The sequence below is a fragment of the Gammaproteobacteria bacterium genome (genome assembly GCA_029880545.1).
Taxonomy (GTDB): domain Bacteria; phylum Pseudomonadota; class Gammaproteobacteria; order Acidiferrobacterales; family SZUA-150; genus JAOUOD01.
Genome location: JAOUOD010000009.1, coordinates 94,388 through 111,046, shown reverse-complemented (window position 1 = coordinate 111,046; position 16,659 = coordinate 94,388). Strand labels below are relative to the sequence as shown.

Sequence of the window (16,659 nt, the reverse complement as noted above, 5' to 3'; positions counted from 1 at the left end):
TGCCCGCACCCCGCGTAATACGGGTACTGGACCACATCATTGAGTGGCGAGGGAAGCCGAACCGGTTACGTTGCGATAACGGCCCGGAGTTCATCAGTCACGCACTGAAACACTGGTCAGACAGGAAGGGTATTGAACTCGAGTTTATACAGCCAGGTAACCCGCAACAGAATGCCTATGTAGAACGATATAACAGGAGGCAACCAGGGTCGGACCTGTCTAATGCATTGATAAAGAAAAACAATTTAGTTTATTCAGGCTCATTTTCTAACTTAGAGGGCCCATTTCCCGGGCAAAACAGTATCTCTAGGCGGCATGGCGCTAAAGCTGCGGCGATTGCGGCGGGGGCGACCGATAATGGCGAGCCCGGGATCAGGGCGCAGTATCACGCCAATTATTATGGTGCGTTTGTCATCGATATTAATGGCCACAACCTGGAAGCTGTTTGCCATCATGGCGAATAAGGCGTTTCGATTCAGTCGTTAATGCGATTCCAAGCGCCACGAAGGTGTGCGCGTCTTGCCAGGGTTGTGATATACCCGGCAAACCGGATAATGGCGCAATTCGAAACTTCCGGGGCCGGGTAAAGTGTGTACCGGGGTTGCCAAGCATTGCGATCTGGCCGGGAAATCCCGGCACTACTCAAACTGAGAGGAAACATGTACACGGACGAAGATCTGGAAGGTGCGGTAAAAGAGGGAATCTTTACACAAGATTCGGTAACACAGTTCCGGTCATTTATGGCATCGAAGGCGGATGTGCGGCCAGCGGATGAAGAGAACATCCGGCTTGTTAACAGCTTTAGCGACATCTTTGTCGTGGTGGCGTGTGCATTATTGATCTTTTCAACGGCCTGGGTCACGCACGGTCTGAGCCAGACGATATCGATGCTGCTGGTTGTTGCCTTGTCGTGGGGCCTGGCGGAGTTTTTTGTGCTCAGGCGGAACATGGCGTTACCGGCTATCGTTTTGCTGGTGTCCTATGCCGGCGGAACATTTTCCCTGGTGTTGTCGTTATTCGTTATACCGTCCGAGCCTGCAATCATGCTTGCCGGGCTGGTGTCGTCGGTGGCAACGTGGCTGCACTGGAAGCGGTTCAAGGTGCCGATAACTGTCGCGGCCGGGACGGCGGCGGCGATTGTGTTCCTGGTGGCGGCGATGTTGTCAGTGTTTCCGGCGCTCAAGGTGCATATCAACCTGCTCACATTCCTGGCCGGCCTGGGCGTGTTTTACGTGGCGATGTACTGGGATTCTGCTGACGTTGAACGCGTTACCCGCAAATCCGACGTCGCGTTCTGGTTACACCTCGCCGCTGCGCCGTTAATCGTTCACCCGATTTTCACCAACCTCGGTATCCTCAAGGGCAACCAGGGCGTGTCGGCGATTGTTATCGTTGTCGTGCTGTATGTTCTGCTTTCTGTCGTCTCGTTGGTGATAGACAGGCGCGCCTTTATGGTGTCATCGCTGATCTATGTTCTGTATGCATTAACCCAGCTGTTCGAGATGTACGGCCTGGCCGGGGACAGCTTTGCCTATGTCGGCGTTATTATTGGTTCGTCGTTGCTGATGCTTTCCGGCTTCTGGGGCCAGGCACGCCGTGTTGTGTATCAATGGCTCCCGGCCTATGTGCAGGGCAAGGTGCCGGGCGTTTAGTGAGTTGATTTGAGGACTGAATCGACGAGTCAAATCGTGCCCGAATGCAGGATAGCAGCACACGATTTAGCCCGGTTTTGTTGAGGCGCAGCGATAGTTGCCTTGTCCAGGGCGGAATGATGTGTGTCGTTTAAGGTGAATGCGTCATGAATGTGATGAAGTTGATTAAAGAGGCAAGGGCGCGGGCAAAGCGCCGAAAAAATGCCTGGAACCTGTTACTGATCCCGGTCATTGTTTTCCTGCTGGGCGCAATCTGGATCAGCGGTATGTTTGCGGCGGAATCGTTGCACATGGCGCAACACCCGGGGCAGACATTAAAAAATGGCATCGGGGCGGGTGTCGTTATGGCCACCATGGGGCCAATAATCGGTGCGGTGCCGCTCGCCATGCTCATCGGTAACCTGCTGGTAGCGTTGATTCCGCCGGCTCGTCGCGCACTTGAAGCAGAATCGGAATCGGTTCCGGGTACAAATCTGGCAAGCGCACAAATGCGGTTGCTCAAGCTGTTGGCTTTACTGCTGCCGGTTTCCGTTGTGATTACCGGGCTTGGCGCCTGGTTGTCTTGGGTCTGACAGGTTTGGCCAATTGGCCTCCGGGCACGGGGTGCTTGGCAACGCAAACCATGGTATCGGGAGAAGCCCATGATTTTGTGGCGCAGGCATTACCTTAAAATACTCACCAGCCTGTTTGCGCTTGAGTTTATATTGCTGGCATTCGGTCCTTATGATCGCAAGGACTGGGCGCTGGAAAACCTGCTGGTGCTGATATTCGTTGTGGCACTGGTTGCGACAAGAAAAGGTTTTCCCTTGTCGCGCATTTCCTACACGCTGATATTCCTGTTCCTGTGTTTGCACGAAGTGGGCGCGCATTACACCTATGCCATGGTGCCGTATGACGCCTTTCTTCAGTCTGCGTTTGGCTTCAGTCTCAATGAAGCCATGGGTTGGCAGCGCAATCACTTCGACCGGCTGGTGCATTTTCTCTACGGCTTGTTGCTGGCCTACCCGGTACGCGAGGTGTATTGCCGTATTGCCGACGCCAGGGGTTTCTGGGCGTATTTCTTTCCGCTGGATCTTGTCATGGCGTCATCGATGATGTTTGAACTGTTTGAATGGGGCGCGGCAGAGCTGTTTGGTGGTGACCTGGGTGTAGCTTACCTGGGCACGCAAGGCGACATCTGGGATGCGCACAAGGACATGTTGCTCGCCAGCTGTGGTGCGTTAATAGTCATGCTCATTACCCTGGGCATCAATATCAAAATACAGCCTGACTTTGCCACCGAGTGGTGCGAAAGCCTGAAGGTAAAATGGAAGCAGCCGCTGGGTGAAGTGGAGATCAAGCGACTCATCCGTGAATCGCAGTCGGATAAAGACTAGGTATTCAGCACCCGGCAATAAAACGCCTTCAGGTAGCGGGTTTCAGCGATGGCGGGGTGTACCGGGTGATCGGGGCCTTGTTCACCGGTTTCCAGTATCTGCAGCTGATGCCGGCTCTTTTGCGCCGCTTTCAGAATGGCGCGTTGCAGGTTGTCAGCGCTCATGTGATGCGAGCACGAGCACGAGATCAGCACGCCGCCATCGTTGACCAGTTGCAGGCCGGCCTTGTTCAGACGTTCGTAGGCAATACTGCCGGAGTCCATGTCCTTCTTGCGCTTGATGAAGGCGGGCGGATCAAGAATGACCACATCAAACATCTCGCCGCTTTCTTTCAGATGCTTGAGCACTTCAAAGGCATCACCTTTGATGGTTCGAACAAAACTGTCGAGGCTGTTGAGCTCGGCGTTGCGCTTGACCGATTCCAGCGCGGCTTCGGACGCATCAACACAGGCAACATCCCGGGCGCCATAGTGGGCGGCATGTATGCCCCAGCCACCGGCGTAGCTGAAGACATCGAGCACGCTCTTGCCGGCAACGTATCGATTCAGCCGACGACGGTTGTCCTGTTGATCATAAAACCAGCCGGTCTTCTGGCTGTCGGTGGTCGGGACTTCAAAGCGCAGGCCGTTTTCTTCTATCCTGAGCTTGTCCGGCATGTCGCCGTGTATGACACGGGTGTAACGTTCAAGGTTTTCCAGGTCGCGGGCGCCACTGTCGTTGCGCAGGATAATCGCTTCCGGGTCGAACAGTTCTGTCAAAACATCCTTGACGTCATCCATGACAACATCGATACCGGCAGTAGAGCTCTGCACAACCAGTACGTCATCAAAGCGATCGATCACGAGTCCCGGCAGGAAATCGCTGTCGCCATAAACCAGCCGGTAGTGACCGGTGGCATACAGCTGATCACGCAAACCGTGGGCACGCTGGATGCGTTCCTGAAGCAGGGCGCGATCCAGTGTCTTGTTGGCGTGGCGACTGATCATGCGTGCGCATATCAATGACGCCGGGTTGACGTAGGCGCTGCCGAGCAACTGGCCGCTGTCGCTGACGATGTTGACGGATTCACCGGCTACCAGGCCCTTGAGCGGCGTGACCTTGGTATCAATTTCGTTGCTGAATATCCAGCCGTGACCGGCGCGCAATCGCCGGTCTTCACGCTTCTTCAGCTTGAGGGTGGCGTTACTCACAGGACCCGGTTCAGCCACATGGCGCCCGAGGTGCCGGCAGATGCCACGGCGATGACGGCCAGGCCGAGAATGATATTAAGGCCAATGAGCTTGCGAATGGTCGCCAGTTGCTTGCCGCCTTCCGGCCAGTCCTGGTTTGCCACCGCCTGGCGCAGGCGCTTGTACGGCGCAAAGAAGACATGCAGGAAAACCGCGATCATCAGCCAGCCGACAATGTGCATGAAGTGAATGTACAGCGTGGCATTGGCAAAGCCGCCGAAGTTATTGAAGATGACCACGTAGCCGGTCGCCGGCAGGATAATCACGCAGGCCCAGACAATGGGAAAGAACCGCGAGAACTGGTTGGCCCACAAGGTCAGCCGCAGTGGCGGTTCCAGTACCAGCGCTGCCGGGCGCGTAACCTGGTGCGCGAAAAACATTCCGCCTACCCAGATGACGGCGGCGAGTACATGGAGCATGAGCAGAAAGGACATGACGCTTCCCCTGTGTAAAAGATAAACCTAGTACGGCAACCTGGCTTCCGGCCGGATTTGCTTGATCAGCCTGCTGAAGCGTTCCTGTATGCGCGCCAGTGCTGCATCGTTGTCAGCCTCGAATCGCAGCACCCATACCGGCGTGGTATTGGATGCGCGCACGAGACCAAAGCCGTCTTCAAAATCCACGCGCAAGCCATCGATAGTGCTGACACGCGCGTCACTGAAATCTGCAGCCGCCACCAGTTCTTCAATGGCCTTGTGATGTTCACCTTCTTCAAAAGCGATTTGCAGTTCGGGTGTGTTAACGGTATCCGGCAGTGCCGCGAATACCTCGGCAGGTGGCCGATCCTGTTGCGACAGGATTTCCAGGAGTCGTGCCGCTGCGTACATGGCGTCATCGAAGCCGTACCAGCGTTCCTTGAAGAAGATATGACCGCTCATTTCACCGGCGAGCAGGGCGCCGGTTTCCTTGAGCTTGGCCTTGATCAGTGAATGACCGGTCTTCCACATGGTTGCCTTGCCGCCGGATTTTTCGATGGCCTCGTGCAACTTGCGTGAACATTTAACATCGTAAATGATTTCGCCACCGGGATTGCGGGACAGTACGTCCTGGGCAAACAGTTGCATGATACGGTCGGGCCAGATGATGTCACCGTTCCTGGTGACGACGCCGACACGATCACCGTCGCCGTCAAATGCCAGGCCGAGATCCAGGTTGGCCTGCTTGACGATAGAGATAACATCTTCAAGGTTCCTGGCCTGGCTTGGATCGGGATGATGATTGGGAAAGGTGCCATCGACATCGCAGTACAGCCGGGTAATGTCGCAACCCAGTTTTTCAAACAGGATCGGCGCCCATTCACCGGCAACGCCATTGCCACAGTCCACCGCTATGGACAGCGGCCGTGCCAGCTTGATGTCACCCAGTATGCGATCCAGGTAGGCATCGCGAACGTCGGCCTGCAGTAACATGCCCTTGCCGCTGGTGAAATCCTGGTTCTCGATGCGTTGACGCAGCAGCTGGATGCGTTCCTGCGCCAGGGTTTCACCGGCAATGACCATCTTGAAGCCGTTGTAGTCGGTAGGGTTGTGGCTGCCGGTAATGCTGATGCCGGTTTGTGTGCCCAGGTGGTGCGTGGCGAAATACAACACCGGTGTTGGCACCATGCCAATGTCCATGACCCGGCAACCGCTGTCCATGAGTCCGCCGGTCAGTGCTTCGGCCATGTCAGGCCCGGAGATGCGGCCATCACGACCGATAACCACCACCTTCATGCCCGCTTCAATGGCTTCGCTGCCGAAGGCGCGACCGATCTGGTAGGCAATGTCCTTGTCGAGTGTCTTGCCGACTATGCCGCGAATATCATAGGCCTTGAAAATTTCGGCCGGTACCTGCTTGTTCATACTGCCTTGCTGCCTGGAGTGATCGCCGTATCACGGCAATGTTTGACTGGAATTATTTTTTCCCGGTGTGGCCAAAGCCGCCGTCACCGCGATCGCTTTCATCGAATTCATCAACAACATGGAATTCGGCCTGGATGACCGGCACGAACACCATTTGGCAAATACGATCACCGGGTTCAATGCTGAAATGTTCACTGCCGCGATTCCATACCGAGACAAACACCTGGCCCTGGTAATCGGAATCAATGAGGCCGACCAGGTTGCCCAGGACGATGCCGTGCTTGTGGCCGAGGCCGGAGCGTGGCAACAGTACTGCTGCCATGCCGGGGTCGGCCATGTGAATGGCAATGCCGGTCGGGATCAGGTGGGTATCACCCGGGTCGACATGAACATGCTCATCCACGCAGGCGCGCAGGTCGATGCCGGCGGAGCCATCGGTGGCATAGCTGGGCATGGGAAATTCATTGCCGATGCGTTTGTCGAGAATCTTCAGTTGTACTTTGTGCATGATATTTAACAGTGATGTGGTTTATAAGTTGTCGTGCCAGTTGTGCCTTGGATTGCTGCGGCAGCTCGACGATGCCGTCACGATCAATCAACGTCAACCGGTTATCATCTGTCCCAAATCCCTCGCCGTTGCCGACACGGTTGGCGGCGATGAGGTCTATGTGTTTACGCTCGAGCTTTTCGCGGGCGTGATTTTCCACGTTTGTGGTCTCGGCTGCAAAACCCACGGTGTAAGGCCGATCTGCCAGCGCGGCTACATCGGCAAGAATATCGGGGTTTTTGACCAGCTTGATCGTAAATTCGTCGGCATGCTTCTTGATCTTGTTGTCCGCCACGGTCTCCGGGCGGTAGTCCGCCACCGCGGCGACACCGATGAAAATGTCTGCATCATTAATATGGGTCATGACTGCCTGGTGCATATCGCGGGCACTTTCAACCTCGACCAGCCGGGCGCGGCCCGGCGCCTTGAGTGCGACCGGTCCGGAGATCAAGGTCACTGACGCCCCGGCTTCCAGCGCTGCCTGGGCAATGGCATAACCCATTTTGCCGGAGCTGCGATTGCTCAGTCCACGAACCGGGTCGAGCGCCTCCCAGGTGGGACCTGCTGTAATGACCACATGGCGGCCGGAGAGACTGCCGGTGGCAAACAGGCGGTCAAGGTGGTCAGCCAGTTCGGCCGGTTCAAGCATGCGACCTTCGCCCACTTCGCCGCAGGCCTGTTCGCCTGCCGCCGGTCCCCAGACATGTATGCCTTTTTGTTTGAGTGCGGCGATATTGTCCCGGGTGGCCGGGTTGGACCACATAACCCGGTTCATGGCCGGGGCCACCGCGACCGGCGCCTCGGTGGCCAGCGCCACGGTTGTCAGCAGGTCATCGGCACGACCGGCGTGGAGGCGGGCAATAAAATCAGCCGTGGCCGGTGCGACCAGCAAGGCATCGGCCCAACGTGCCAGCTCAATATGACCCATGCCGGCTTCGGCCTCGGTATTCAGCAGGTCACGATACACGGGATGGCCGGACAGGGCCTGGAAAGTGAGATCGGTGACAAACTCCTGCGCGCCACGGGTCATGATGACGCGCACCTCGGCGCCGGCCTTCTTCAGGTTGCGCACCAGTTCGGCGGCCTTGTAGGCGGCGATGCCGCCGGTTACGCCCACCAGGATTTGTTTACCAAGCAATCGATTCATGGCCGGAAGTGTACGTTATGTGGCTTGGCGCGGCACCTTTTTCGGGTGGTTTGATCCAGGGTAGGCGCGCGATAGACAGCCCGGTTTTTGAATCTATAATCTCGCTATTTGCACCCACTGTAACGAGGAACCTAATGAATATTGATCTGAACAAGGTTGGCGGCAAGCTGGCCTACGTTTTCTTCACCACGATTGGCGCCGGTTTGGCGAGCTACAACCTGTTGGCCTTCAAGGCGGGCAGCGGTGTTATCTATTACGCGGATGTGAACCAGGCGTGGGCGACCGTGGGCGCGCTATGCCTGCTCGTGGGTTATTTCATTCGCAACTGGAAAAAACTCTGAGCGGATTCCGGCAGCGGCGGTGTGTCGCTGCGGGTTTTTGTTGATGTAGTATAAGGGCCGGGGCAAGGATGTCCTGCTGTCAGAAATGAGCACGTCGCCATGCGTGCCGGGAACAGGGAGGTGTTATGGCAATTACCGATTGGCCGGCCGAAGAGCGGCCGCGCGAAAAATTGTTATCCAAGGGGCCTGCGGCCCTGTCTGATGCCGAGTTACTGGCGATATTCCTGAGAACCGGGTTGCCTGGCAAAACCGCGCTGGACCTGGCGCGGGAGTTGCTGGTCGAGTACGGTGGCCTGCGTGGCTTGCTGGCAGCAAACCAGTCCGAATTCTGCGCCTTTCCGGGTATGGGCAACGCCAAGTTCGCCCAGCTGCAGGCATCGCTGGAAATGAGCCGGCGCCACCTGGGTGAGCGGGTGATGCGTGGCGAGACCCTGACCTCGCCTGAGCAGACCCGGGAGTGGCTTTTGGCCCATCTCCGGGATCGGCTCCAGGAAGTATTCTGCGTATTGTTCCTGGATAACCGAAACCGGGTGTTGGCATTCGAGGAACTGTTCCAGGGGACGCTGAACGGGGCGTCGGTATACCCGCGCGAGGTGCTGCGGCGGGCCCTGGCCCACAACGCCGGTGCCGTGATCCTGGTGCACAACCACCCGTCGGGGGTAGCTGAGCCCAGCCGGGCCGATGAGAGCCTGACGCGCCGACTGGCTGACGTACTGAGCCATGTGGATGTGCGGGTACTGGACCACTTTGTCATCGGCGATGGCGAGATCGTTTCCTTTGCTGAGCGCGGCCTGATTTGACCCGGGCCGGGCGGTTTCGGGCGGAATCGGTAAAAATGGCGTCACCGGGGCTAGCCAGCGCCCGGGGATTCTGGTATAAAGCCGCCCACTTTTGAACTAATTCCGCTGGATTTTGGAGACAATCATGTCCAAGGTTTGCCAGGTAACAGGGAAAAGCCCCATGAGCGGCAATAACGTTTCCCATGCCAACAATAAAACCCGTCGCCGGTTCCTGCCGAACCTGCATTACCGTCGCCTGTGGGTGGAAAGCGAAAAGCGCTGGGTGCGTCTGCGTGTATCGCAGCAGGGCCTGCGTACCATTGACAAGGTCGGTATTGACGTCGTGTTGAAAGACATGCGCGCCCGTGGCGAGAAGGTTTAAGGAGAACTGACATGGCAGCGATTCGCGAAAAGATCAAGTTGGTTTCCAGTGCCGGTACCGGTCACTTTTACACCACCACCAAGAACAAGCGTCAGCACCCTGAAAAGATGGAAGTGAAGAAATTCGATCCCCGGGTACGCAAGCACGTGATGTACAAGGAAGCCAAGATCAAATAAGACGAACCTTTTGGCATCGTTTTGGTTGTACTGAAAGCCCGGCACTTGCCGGGTTTTTTCGTGCCTGTTTTATGCTTGTTTTATAGCCGATAAAAGTCGTTTACGGCCGGAGGGGAGGTTGCAAACGGGCTGGCTATAAACTAATTTCATATACACAATCACACGGTAAGGTAACTATTCTGTACTATTCCGATAAATGTATTACTAGGGAGCACTCACATGAAGAAGGTAATGATGTTTCTGGCAATGGGCGGCCTGCTGGCTGCAGGCTCTGCCATGGCCGCAAACAAGTCCAATGTCGATGTCAAACCGGATGCTTTTAGCGCCAGTCGACTGTATTTTGGCGCCGGTCCCAGCCAAAACCGCTTGAAAGAAAATCCGTTTGATATCTGGGAAGACGAAGCCCTCGGGTACGAAGTGTTTGCCGGTTATGATCTGGGAATGGGTTTTGATCAGTTCAAGCTGATGGTAGAAGCAGGTATCTTCAATAGCGGCACCTTCGAAAACACGGTCTTTATCGCAGGCATTCCTGTTTATCCTGATCTGGAAATCCGGTCGAACTGGGCGGCTGCGGTTATCGATTATTCTCCGGTCAAGAACCTGGACCTGATGCTGCGCCTGGGTTACGGCCAGGGCGATCAGGGCGCACGCGGTCGCTTTGGTGGCGTCGGTGTGGGCTACTGGTTCCACAAGAATATCGGTGCACGTTTGACCTACACAGACCGTGACGATGTTGAGTCGGTTTCGCTGAATATCATGTATCGCCCCTGAGACAATTTTATATTGTCGAGGAAATAAAACCGGCCCATCGTGACCGGTTTTTTCTTGTCTGCAGAAACATATCAGTGATAATACCCGGATCACGAAATTCGCAATACACAACCAGTCATTGCAGTTTGTTGCCGCGCTTGTCGTAATCATGCTGGTGCTTCAGCTTGTTTCGCCATATGCCTTGTCCGTTCTGCAATTTGATCGATCGGCTGTGGCCTCCGGACAATGGTGGCGCTTGTTCAGTGAACTCCGGGTGTACGCGGGTGCTGGCCATGTGTTGCTTAACATGGTATTTGCGGTCGTGCCCGTATTCTTGTTCCCGGTTCGAAAACAGTTTGATTGATCTATATTGTTGGCGGGCGCAATGATTGTGGTCTGGCGCGGACTGGTGCTGTTTAAGATTGGCTGAGTAGTGACCAGCAGGGTTACGGCCGGACTGAATTTTTCTACTGCTACTTCATAAGCTATAACCGGGGGTCCGCAGCAGGTATCCCGGGTCATATAGATATTGCCGACAGTGTTGATACTGATATCGGTGCCCCGGGACAAATAAATACCATTCGCGTTCGCGTATTCACGAATTAACTCGTGAGATTGAATCAGCAGCGAACGCGCCTATCAGGCTAAAGGGGAATGTTGCAGCAGCCTGCCGGTAGAGCAGTCACGGATTCCGGAAAACGAGATCCGCAGGCGCTTGCCTGATCCATGAAAGCAAGATTTGGCTACGACCCTGGGTTAGCAAAAATTTTGGCATGCGCACACACCAGCGGAACAAACAAATCCTATCGCCCGGTTCGGGTAAAAATCCGGATCGCCTCTTCTGCCTGGTTGTCCTGTACCAGCAAACGCGTGGCAAGAAGAGAAAGTTTTTCGATTTCGGGACCGGCGAATGTTCGCTATACCTGTGCCAGCTGAAGTGCCCGAAACAATGGATGTGGCTGATAGCTTGGCCGGTTACGCACATGGTTTCCGGTAAAGCTGTGGTGTTGCTCAAAACCGTCCAGCATTCGGGATGCAGTTGGACCTCCTGTTATGGATTTCGCCATGGCCGCTGTCATGCCGGGAAGGAGTGTGACTTTCATCAGAAAGTCCTGTTCACTGCCGGATCCGTGCTCAAACGTCTCGCTAGTGAAATAGTTGAGCAGGTGGTATTGCCGTCCTTCGCCAGGTTCTTGATATTCAGGCCTTCCCGCCCGGAGTTGGCGAGCAGCAGTACCGGCCCGGCAGCCCGGTGGGGTAATCCTGGAGAATGATGCAGGGCCCCGTCCGTGACGGGTAATCGGGTTCCGGGTCCGTATCAGCCGTCAGGGTTTTTTGTCAATGCCTGTTCGATTGCGGCAATGTGTGCGCTGGATTCCAGCGAGCTTATCCATTTGAACGCCTGTTCCATGGAATCACTGCAGCTGTAAACGCCATGTCCGCGTGCTATCACAATATTGTTGTCGAGCAGGGCCTTGCTGATTTTTTCCGCTGAATCCGAAAACCAGGTGTCATAGTTGATGCTCACGACAGGCACGGTGCCGAAATAGAGGTTGCCTTCAAAATCTTCAGGTGTGAAATCCAGGCCGTTAAGTGTCAACGCGAGAGCATGTGAAGGATGAGCATGCAATACAACCCTGGCGTCTGGCCGCGTTGAGTAGATGGCGCGATGCAGCATGGAGTCCCGGGAAGCATTATCCGGAATGGACTGGTTATGCGGACAGTAAACCAGGTCGCTTTTTGTTACGGTTTCAGCGCAGGCGCCTGTCGGCGTAATCCACATACCATGGGCATCGGAAATCGAGGCATTACCGCTATGAGAGTCGTTAAGCCGATGCTTGCAGAGCAGGCGATAAAATTGGATGAGTTCGTCAAGACACGTCATTGCAGGTTCAGGCTGTGAAAACAATCATGCTAGGTGATATCGGATTCAGGGGCAAGTTTTTTGTGCCTGTACAAGATTATGAATTTATGGGATAAATGGTGCACTTGTATACTCCTGTGCTACGGGTGAGGATCAAGCTGTGCCTGAACTTAATCAACAGGTTTTAAGGACTGATGCCGCCGGCATGCCTCTTGGCTGGATTGATTATCAGGAAGCGGTGAGAATCTGTTACTCAGGGCAAATGGCTTACGCCTTCGGCGCGATTCTGTATACGGTGCACGGCGGATACAATGCCGTTACCGGGAAACGCAGCGTTATCTCGGTGAATTCAATTATAGCAACCAATGGGCAGCAAAACTCATGGTTGAAATCGCGACATCACTACACGCCCCCTCTGAATAATTCCACGCTGTTTGCCCGGGACGGGTATATTTGCATGTATTGCGGTAGTCGTTTTCAGGATCGCGAGTTGTCGAGAGACCATATTATTCCGCTGAGCAAGGGTGGCGTGGACCGCTGGAGCAATGTTATTACTGCATGCAAACGCTGCAATAATCACAAGGCTGGTCGTACACCCGAACAGGCAGGAATGGAGTTATTGGCAGTTCCGTTTGTGCCAACACACGCAGAGTATGTCTACTTGCAGGGAAAGCGCGTGCTGGCAGATCAGATGGAATTCCTGTTGGCACATTTCCCCCGGACCAGCCCGTTGCATGATCGAATCAGGCAAATGATCTAGCAGGCTGAAGGTTGCTTCTGCACGGGCCCCATGGTGCAAGCACGTAGTCGGGCGGCAAATTCACCCAGCACAGCGATTCTTGTAGCTTCCGCCTGTTTGCACCAGTCTTCTATCGCCTGCATGAGATGTTCCTGCGTGGTCGCCGACCGGTCCCAGATATGCTGGAGTTTTTGTTTCATCGTATAGACCGTGCGCAGGTTATGATATTGCTCGAGGGCTTGCCTCAGTATTGCGCGACTGCGTTCGTCCAGGAGGCTTTGTTCGCGCGTCATCAATTTGCGCGCGTGCTTCAGTGAAAGCCATGTCTTGCGATCGTTTCGGTCAGCCTTTTGCAATTCTTCCTTGTGCACATGCCGCAAAACCTCTTTGGCGAAGCGGGCCATGATCTGGAAACGATTGGTTATGATGGCCTTGGCGGTTTCAGAATCAATGACTGTTTTTGCAAAATCAAATCGCGGTTTCGGAACTGTCCGTTTGATTGAAGCAAGTCCCGCCAGTTTCAGCAGGCAGATATACATCCAGCCGATATCGAATTCCCACCACTTGACGGAGAGTTTGGCGGACGCCGGAAACGCGTGGTGATTGTTGTGCAGCTCTTCACCGCCGATCAGGAGACCGAGGGGTAACAGGTTGGTAGACGCATCGGGCGATTCGAAGTTTCTGTACCCGCCATGATGGCCAAGCCCGTTAATGACGCCCGCGGCAAAAAACGGTATCCAGGCCATTTGTATTGCCCAGATGCTCAGCCCGATTGGCCCGAACATCAATAAATTAATGATCAGCATGATTACAATGCCGGCATCGCGATAGCGGGTATACAGGTGATGCTCAATCCAGTCATCCGGGGTGCCATGACCGTAGCGCCTGATGGTTTCTTCATTCTTTTGTTCGCTGCGGTAAAGCGAAATGCCGTCCCACAGAACTTTCCGGATACCAAGTATTTTCGGGCTGTGAGGGTCATCGACTGTCTCGCATTTTGCGTGATGTTTGCGATGAATGGCGGCCCATTCCCTTGTGACAATGGCCGTGGTAAGCCACAGCCAGAAGCGGAAGAAATGGCTGATCAGCGGATGAAGACCCAGGGCGCGATGGGCCTGGTGTCGATGGAGATAGATGGTTACACCCGCTATGGTGATATGAGTCATTACCAGCAAGGTGATAAGGTAGCCCCACCAGGGCAATTCAACAAGTCCATGGGCCATGGTTTACAGTGTCTCCGGGTTCTCTTGATGGTGAACGGAAATCTGCTCGCAAACAGAGTTTAAACCATTTCCCGGGAGCAGGCCGGGGAGAAGTGTGAATTGTTGGTGAATTTACAGGGGTAACCAGATGGCAACTCGGCAAACACCGCTGTTGACAGTTGATATTATCATCGAGCTGGTCGATCGACCCGGCCACCCGATTGTTTTGATTCGCCGGAAATATTCGCCACCAGGGCTGGCGTTCCCGGGCGGGTTTGTGGACCGTGGCGAAACGGTGGCCGAGGCCGCCATTCGTGAAGCCGCAGAAGAAACCAGTTTGACGGTAAATTTGCTGGGCATTGTTGGCGTGTTTTCAGACCCCTCCCGTGATCAGCGTGGCCACACGGTCTCGGTGACCTTTGTTGCGACGGCGACAGGCGAGCCGGCCGCCGCTGATGATGCAGGTGAAATCATCCTGCTGGATCCAGGCCAGGCGCCACCAGAGCCCCTGGCATTTGATCATGCTCTGATGCTTGAGCGATATCGAGACTACAGGTACCGACAACTGCAGCTGATTCAGGCTGACTAGGCGCGGTTCAGTCCAAGAATCTTTCCGCAGATAAAAAAACCCACGCATGGATATGCGTGGGCTGAGGAGGAAACACAGTGTGCCTGTGCTTCGAGGGTGTACTCTTTCTGTGTTCTGTTCCCGCGTTTCTTACGGTTTGACGTAGGAGAAACCCTGGGCTTCCAGGTGAGCGATTTCAGCAACGCCACTTGGAACGATGTCTTTCTGGTCAACTTCGAACAGGTCATTTTTCACGTCGATCTTCTTGCCCTTGATGGTGTTGGCACAAAGCTGGAACTTCACACCGCGACTCTTCAGGTCGATAACCTGGGACTGGAATTTCATGTCGGTGTTGGCAGTCTTCAGCAGGGTGAATCCCTTGCCGTGCATGACAACACGCAGGTCAATATTTTCGTCGCCCACTGCATTCAGATGGTTCTTGATGTTGCGCATTGCGCCCAGTTGGCGCTTCGGGTTGTCATAGTTAACGTGGTAGACAACTTTCTGCTTGCCATAACCGTTATCACCGGCGATTGCCTGGCTAACCCCTGCGCCCAGCACAACTGCTGCCGCGACTATCATGCCAATCAGCTTCTTCATTTCATTGCTCCTATACTCAAAAGTAGTAGTGGTTAAAAGCTCTGTAGTAATATGTGTATATCCCTTACTTTGGTTTAGACGCTGTGAGCCCTGTTTTTATTTCATGTAGTTCTGGTTTTATTTATGCAGAAAATCAAGAAAGGTCAGGCCCTTATATAAGCCCAACCCTGATGCTGCCGACGCATGATCTGGGCAACGCCGGAATCAATGACGACAGTACCTGGAATCAGGCGTAATTTTGCCATGGTCGTCGGGTTCGTATGTTGATCGATTGAATTTTGGCAGGCAACAAACCGAATATTGTCGTAGCTGGCCAGCATATTTTTCACGCGATCGACAAAAGGCGATGTATCTTTATTCAGCAAGGTAATGGCTTCACCGTTAGTCACAAATTCTAGTTGCGCCTGAACGCCGGTAGCTGCGTAGTGCTTCAGCAGTTGCTCTACCTCATCGAGCGCCTCCTTCATGTCTTCCTTTTTGCCGCTGTTCAGATGAAACAGGACCTTTTGTGAAGCCTGTTGTGATATTCCGTTGGCCGCTACCTGTTTTGATGCAAGCGTAGTACTCGTGGCGGCCGATTCATTTCCCGGCATATTACCGCCTATGGCAATGCCAACCAGTAGTGCGATACCGGCTGCGATACTGCTGCCAACCGGGAAGCGCCAGCCGGTCTTCCTTGTCGGAGTAGTGTTCCGCATCCCGGGGGGCGGCGGAATATCGGAATAGCTCAGCTGAACCAGATCCCGAATCTTGCGTAGTTCACAAACCTGGCGGTTCAGATCCTGATCGCTATTAATGCTCTTGTACATCTCGGCGCGCTCTTCGATGGTTAACTGATCATCGATGAAGGCGTGAATAAGTTCATTTGAAAAATGATTGTTCTGGTTGCTCATTATTTGACTCTCCTAATTCGGTCAACGGTTTCGTTGCTGTATTCGCGCCCTAATGTGGGCAGCAAGTGCTCGCGCAGAGCTTTTCTTGCCCGACACAGCCGGCTCATTACCGTACCGACAGGTATTTCTAGTATTGTTGCGACTTCGGTGTAACTGAATCCTTCAAGATCCACCAGGGTGACCACTTGGCGCTGGCTTTCTGCCAGGCTGGCTATGGCATCCCTTACCGTGGAAATGGTTTCCCGTTCCGTGCTGGCACGTTCCGGGGTATCGTCATGAAGCAAATCGAGATTGTCGACATCTTCCGTTTCCCGGAGCCTGCGGAAATAATCCTTGTAGCAATTGGACATAATAGTGAACAGCCATGCGTCTCCGGCCTTGGGGTCGCGCAGCTGGCTGGATTTTTGCATTGCCTTGGCAAGCGTTTCCTGGACCAGGTCGTCAGCTAATGCCGGGTTGTGACACCAGGAGTAGGCTATGCGATAAAGGCGCAGGCGATCCCGCTCAAGTTTTTTTCGCGATTCGCGCGACTGGCAAAAGAAATCTAGCACGTTACTATCCTTCTATTTGGTC

General features: G+C 54.5%; 21 protein-coding genes and 1 pseudogene. 11 read left to right on the top strand and 11 right to left on the bottom strand.

All coding sequences use genetic code 11. The annotated features are described in order from the left end of the window. From OEZ10_11450 to OEZ10_11435, 4 genes and pseudogenes are all read left to right on the top strand, one after another. Positions 1 to 197: pseudogene (locus OEZ10_11450) on the top strand (DDE-type integrase/transposase/recombinase). 462 nt (positions 198 to 659) lie between these two features. After that, a complete protein-coding gene (locus OEZ10_11445) occupies positions 660 to 1,652 on the top strand; it encodes a hypothetical protein (protein ID MDH5633596.1) in 993 nt (330 codons plus the stop codon). 146 nt (positions 1,653 to 1,798) lie between these two features. Then, positions 1,799 to 2,224, top strand: coding sequence for a hypothetical protein (locus OEZ10_11440; GenBank protein MDH5633595.1), 426 nt, complete (start codon positions 1,799 to 1,801; stop codon positions 2,222 to 2,224). A 69-nt stretch (positions 2,225 to 2,293) separates the two neighbouring features. After that, positions 2,294 to 3,028 carry a DUF2238 domain-containing protein gene (locus tag OEZ10_11435; protein ID MDH5633594.1) on the top strand — a complete coding sequence of 245 codons (735 nt, stop codon included), beginning with the start codon at positions 2,294 to 2,296 and terminating at the stop codon, positions 3,026 to 3,028. On the opposite strand, the gene OEZ10_11430 is transcribed toward OEZ10_11435, so the two are convergent. From OEZ10_11430 to coaBC, 5 genes are read right to left on the bottom strand one after another with little or no spacing between them, the layout of a single operon-like run. Then, on the bottom strand, positions 3,025 to 4,218 hold the full coding sequence (locus tag OEZ10_11430) for a class I SAM-dependent rRNA methyltransferase (protein MDH5633593.1): 1,194 nt from the start codon (positions 4,216 to 4,218) through the stop codon (positions 3,025 to 3,027). The genes OEZ10_11435 and OEZ10_11430 overlap by 4 nt on opposite strands. Next, positions 4,215 to 4,691 carry a CopD family protein gene (locus OEZ10_11425; GenBank protein MDH5633592.1) on the bottom strand — a complete coding sequence of 159 codons (477 nt, stop codon included), beginning with the start codon at positions 4,689 to 4,691 and terminating at the stop codon, positions 4,215 to 4,217. The genes OEZ10_11430 and OEZ10_11425 overlap by 4 nt, the downstream gene beginning before the upstream one ends. 27 nt (positions 4,692 to 4,718) lie before the next feature. Beyond that, positions 4,719 to 6,098, bottom strand: coding sequence for a phosphomannomutase/phosphoglucomutase (locus OEZ10_11420; GenBank protein ID MDH5633591.1), 1,380 nt, complete (start codon positions 6,096 to 6,098; stop codon positions 4,719 to 4,721). 52 nt (positions 6,099 to 6,150) lie between these two features. Further along, entirely contained in the window at positions 6,151 to 6,609 is a 459-nt protein-coding gene (gene dut / locus OEZ10_11415; GenBank protein ID MDH5633590.1) for a dUTP diphosphatase, read from the bottom strand. Then, a complete protein-coding gene (gene coaBC / locus OEZ10_11410; protein ID MDH5633589.1) occupies positions 6,560 to 7,792 on the bottom strand; it encodes a bifunctional phosphopantothenoylcysteine decarboxylase/phosphopantothenate--cysteine ligase CoaBC in 1,233 nt (410 codons plus the stop codon). The genes dut and coaBC overlap by 50 nt, the downstream gene beginning before the upstream one ends. A gap of 134 nt (positions 7,793 to 7,926) precedes the next feature. On the opposite strand from coaBC, the gene OEZ10_11405 reads away from it, so the two are divergent. The 5 genes from OEZ10_11405 to OEZ10_11385 all read left to right on the top strand — a co-directional run bounded on the left by OEZ10_11405 (position 7,927) and on the right by OEZ10_11385 (position 10,241). Then, entirely contained in the window at positions 7,927 to 8,133 is a 207-nt protein-coding gene (locus tag OEZ10_11405) for a hypothetical protein (GenBank protein MDH5633588.1), read from the top strand. A 125-nt stretch (positions 8,134 to 8,258) separates the two neighbouring features. Further along, on the top strand, positions 8,259 to 8,933 hold the full coding sequence (radC, locus tag OEZ10_11400; protein MDH5633587.1) for a DNA repair protein RadC: 675 nt from the start codon (positions 8,259 to 8,261) through the stop codon (positions 8,931 to 8,933). A 124-nt stretch (positions 8,934 to 9,057) separates the two neighbouring features. Next, positions 9,058 to 9,294 (top strand): 50S ribosomal protein L28, encoded by a 237-nt coding sequence (gene rpmB / locus OEZ10_11395; GenBank protein ID MDH5633586.1) that lies wholly within the window; start codon positions 9,058 to 9,060, stop codon positions 9,292 to 9,294. A gap of 11 nt (positions 9,295 to 9,305) precedes the next feature. After that, the gene (rpmG, locus tag OEZ10_11390; GenBank protein ID MDH5633585.1) at positions 9,306 to 9,470 is read left to right on the top strand and encodes a 50S ribosomal protein L33; all 165 of its coding nucleotides are present in this window, start codon (positions 9,306 to 9,308) and stop codon (positions 9,468 to 9,470) included. A 219-nt stretch (positions 9,471 to 9,689) separates the two neighbouring features. Then, complete coding sequence (locus OEZ10_11385; GenBank protein MDH5633584.1) at positions 9,690 to 10,241, top strand: hypothetical protein; 552 nt, start codon at positions 9,690 to 9,692, stop codon at positions 10,239 to 10,241. A gap of 896 nt (positions 10,242 to 11,137) precedes the next feature. Here the strand turns inward: OEZ10_11385 and OEZ10_11380 are convergent. Both OEZ10_11380 and OEZ10_11375 read right to left on the bottom strand, forming a co-directional pair. Continuing rightward, on the bottom strand, positions 11,138 to 11,323 hold the full coding sequence (locus OEZ10_11380) for a hypothetical protein (GenBank protein MDH5633583.1): 186 nt from the start codon (positions 11,321 to 11,323) through the stop codon (positions 11,138 to 11,140). 215 nt (positions 11,324 to 11,538) lie between these two features. Next, complete coding sequence (locus OEZ10_11375) at positions 11,539 to 12,105, bottom strand: class II aldolase/adducin family protein (protein MDH5633582.1); 567 nt, start codon at positions 12,103 to 12,105, stop codon at positions 11,539 to 11,541. Between the two features lie 184 nt (positions 12,106 to 12,289). Between OEZ10_11375 and OEZ10_11370 the strand changes: the two genes are divergently transcribed. Then, positions 12,290 to 12,844, top strand: coding sequence for an HNH endonuclease (locus tag OEZ10_11370; protein ID MDH5633581.1), 555 nt, complete (start codon positions 12,290 to 12,292; stop codon positions 12,842 to 12,844). Here OEZ10_11370 and OEZ10_11365 read toward each other — a convergent pair. Beyond that, positions 12,841 to 14,046, bottom strand: coding sequence for a fatty acid desaturase (locus OEZ10_11365; protein ID MDH5633580.1), 1,206 nt, complete (start codon positions 14,044 to 14,046; stop codon positions 12,841 to 12,843). The genes OEZ10_11370 and OEZ10_11365 overlap by 4 nt on opposite strands. 127 nt (positions 14,047 to 14,173) lie before the next feature. Between OEZ10_11365 and OEZ10_11360 the strand changes: the two genes are divergently transcribed. Beyond that, complete coding sequence (locus OEZ10_11360) at positions 14,174 to 14,614, top strand: NUDIX hydrolase (GenBank protein ID MDH5633579.1); 441 nt, start codon at positions 14,174 to 14,176, stop codon at positions 14,612 to 14,614. 129 nt (positions 14,615 to 14,743) lie between these two features. Here the strand turns inward: OEZ10_11360 and OEZ10_11355 are convergent, their stop codons facing one another. The 3 genes from OEZ10_11355 to OEZ10_11345 all read right to left on the bottom strand — a co-directional run bounded on the left by OEZ10_11355 (position 14,744) and on the right by OEZ10_11345 (position 16,637). Then, positions 14,744 to 15,193: a DsrE family protein gene (locus OEZ10_11355; GenBank protein MDH5633578.1), complete on the bottom strand. Its 450-nt coding sequence runs from the start codon at positions 15,191 to 15,193 to the stop codon at positions 14,744 to 14,746. A 143-nt stretch (positions 15,194 to 15,336) separates the two neighbouring features. Continuing rightward, positions 15,337 to 16,086 carry a hypothetical protein gene (locus OEZ10_11350; protein ID MDH5633577.1) on the bottom strand — a complete coding sequence of 250 codons (750 nt, stop codon included), beginning with the start codon at positions 16,084 to 16,086 and terminating at the stop codon, positions 15,337 to 15,339. Beyond that, complete coding sequence (locus OEZ10_11345) at positions 16,086 to 16,637, bottom strand: sigma-70 family RNA polymerase sigma factor (protein ID MDH5633576.1); 552 nt, start codon at positions 16,635 to 16,637, stop codon at positions 16,086 to 16,088. The genes OEZ10_11350 and OEZ10_11345 overlap by 1 nt, the downstream gene beginning before the upstream one ends. Between the last annotated feature and the right edge of the window lie 22 nt (positions 16,638 to 16,659).

Bases quoted from the DNA above. Each gene is read 5' to 3' on its own strand.
- OEZ10_11445 (MDH5633596.1), top strand. From the start codon at position 660: ATGTACACGGACGAAGATCTGGAAGGTGCGGTAAAAGAGGGAATCTTT.
- OEZ10_11440 (MDH5633595.1), top strand. From the start codon at position 1,799: ATGAATGTGATGAAGTTGATTAAAGAGGCAAGGGCGCGGGCAAAGCGC.
- OEZ10_11435 (MDH5633594.1), top strand. From the start codon at position 2,294: ATGATTTTGTGGCGCAGGCATTACCTTAAAATACTCACCAGCCTGTTT.
- OEZ10_11425 (MDH5633592.1), bottom strand. From the start codon at position 4,691: ATGTCCTTTCTGCTCATGCTCCATGTACTCGCCGCCGTCATCTGGGTA.
- OEZ10_11420 (MDH5633591.1), bottom strand. From the start codon at position 6,098: ATGAACAAGCAGGTACCGGCCGAAATTTTCAAGGCCTATGATATTCGC.
- coaBC (MDH5633589.1), bottom strand. From the start codon at position 7,792: ATGAATCGATTGCTTGGTAAACAAATCCTGGTGGGCGTAACCGGCGGC.
- OEZ10_11405 (MDH5633588.1), top strand. From the start codon at position 7,927: ATGAATATTGATCTGAACAAGGTTGGCGGCAAGCTGGCCTACGTTTTC.
- radC (MDH5633587.1), top strand. From the start codon at position 8,259: ATGGCAATTACCGATTGGCCGGCCGAAGAGCGGCCGCGCGAAAAATTG.
- rpmB (MDH5633586.1), top strand. From the start codon at position 9,058: ATGTCCAAGGTTTGCCAGGTAACAGGGAAAAGCCCCATGAGCGGCAAT.
- rpmG (MDH5633585.1), top strand. From the start codon at position 9,306: ATGGCAGCGATTCGCGAAAAGATCAAGTTGGTTTCCAGTGCCGGTACC.
- OEZ10_11385 (MDH5633584.1), top strand. From the start codon at position 9,690: ATGAAGAAGGTAATGATGTTTCTGGCAATGGGCGGCCTGCTGGCTGCA.
- OEZ10_11380 (MDH5633583.1), bottom strand. From the start codon at position 11,323: ATGAAAGTCACACTCCTTCCCGGCATGACAGCGGCCATGGCGAAATCC.
- OEZ10_11375 (MDH5633582.1), bottom strand. From the start codon at position 12,105: ATGACGTGTCTTGACGAACTCATCCAATTTTATCGCCTGCTCTGCAAG.
- OEZ10_11370 (MDH5633581.1), top strand. From the start codon at position 12,290: ATGCCTCTTGGCTGGATTGATTATCAGGAAGCGGTGAGAATCTGTTAC.
- OEZ10_11365 (MDH5633580.1), bottom strand. From the start codon at position 14,046: ATGGCCCATGGACTTGTTGAATTGCCCTGGTGGGGCTACCTTATCACC.
- OEZ10_11360 (MDH5633579.1), top strand. From the start codon at position 14,174: ATGGCAACTCGGCAAACACCGCTGTTGACAGTTGATATTATCATCGAG.
- OEZ10_11355 (MDH5633578.1), bottom strand. From the start codon at position 15,193: ATGAAGAAGCTGATTGGCATGATAGTCGCGGCAGCAGTTGTGCTGGGC.
- OEZ10_11350 (MDH5633577.1), bottom strand. From the start codon at position 16,086: ATGAGCAACCAGAACAATCATTTTTCAAATGAACTTATTCACGCCTTC.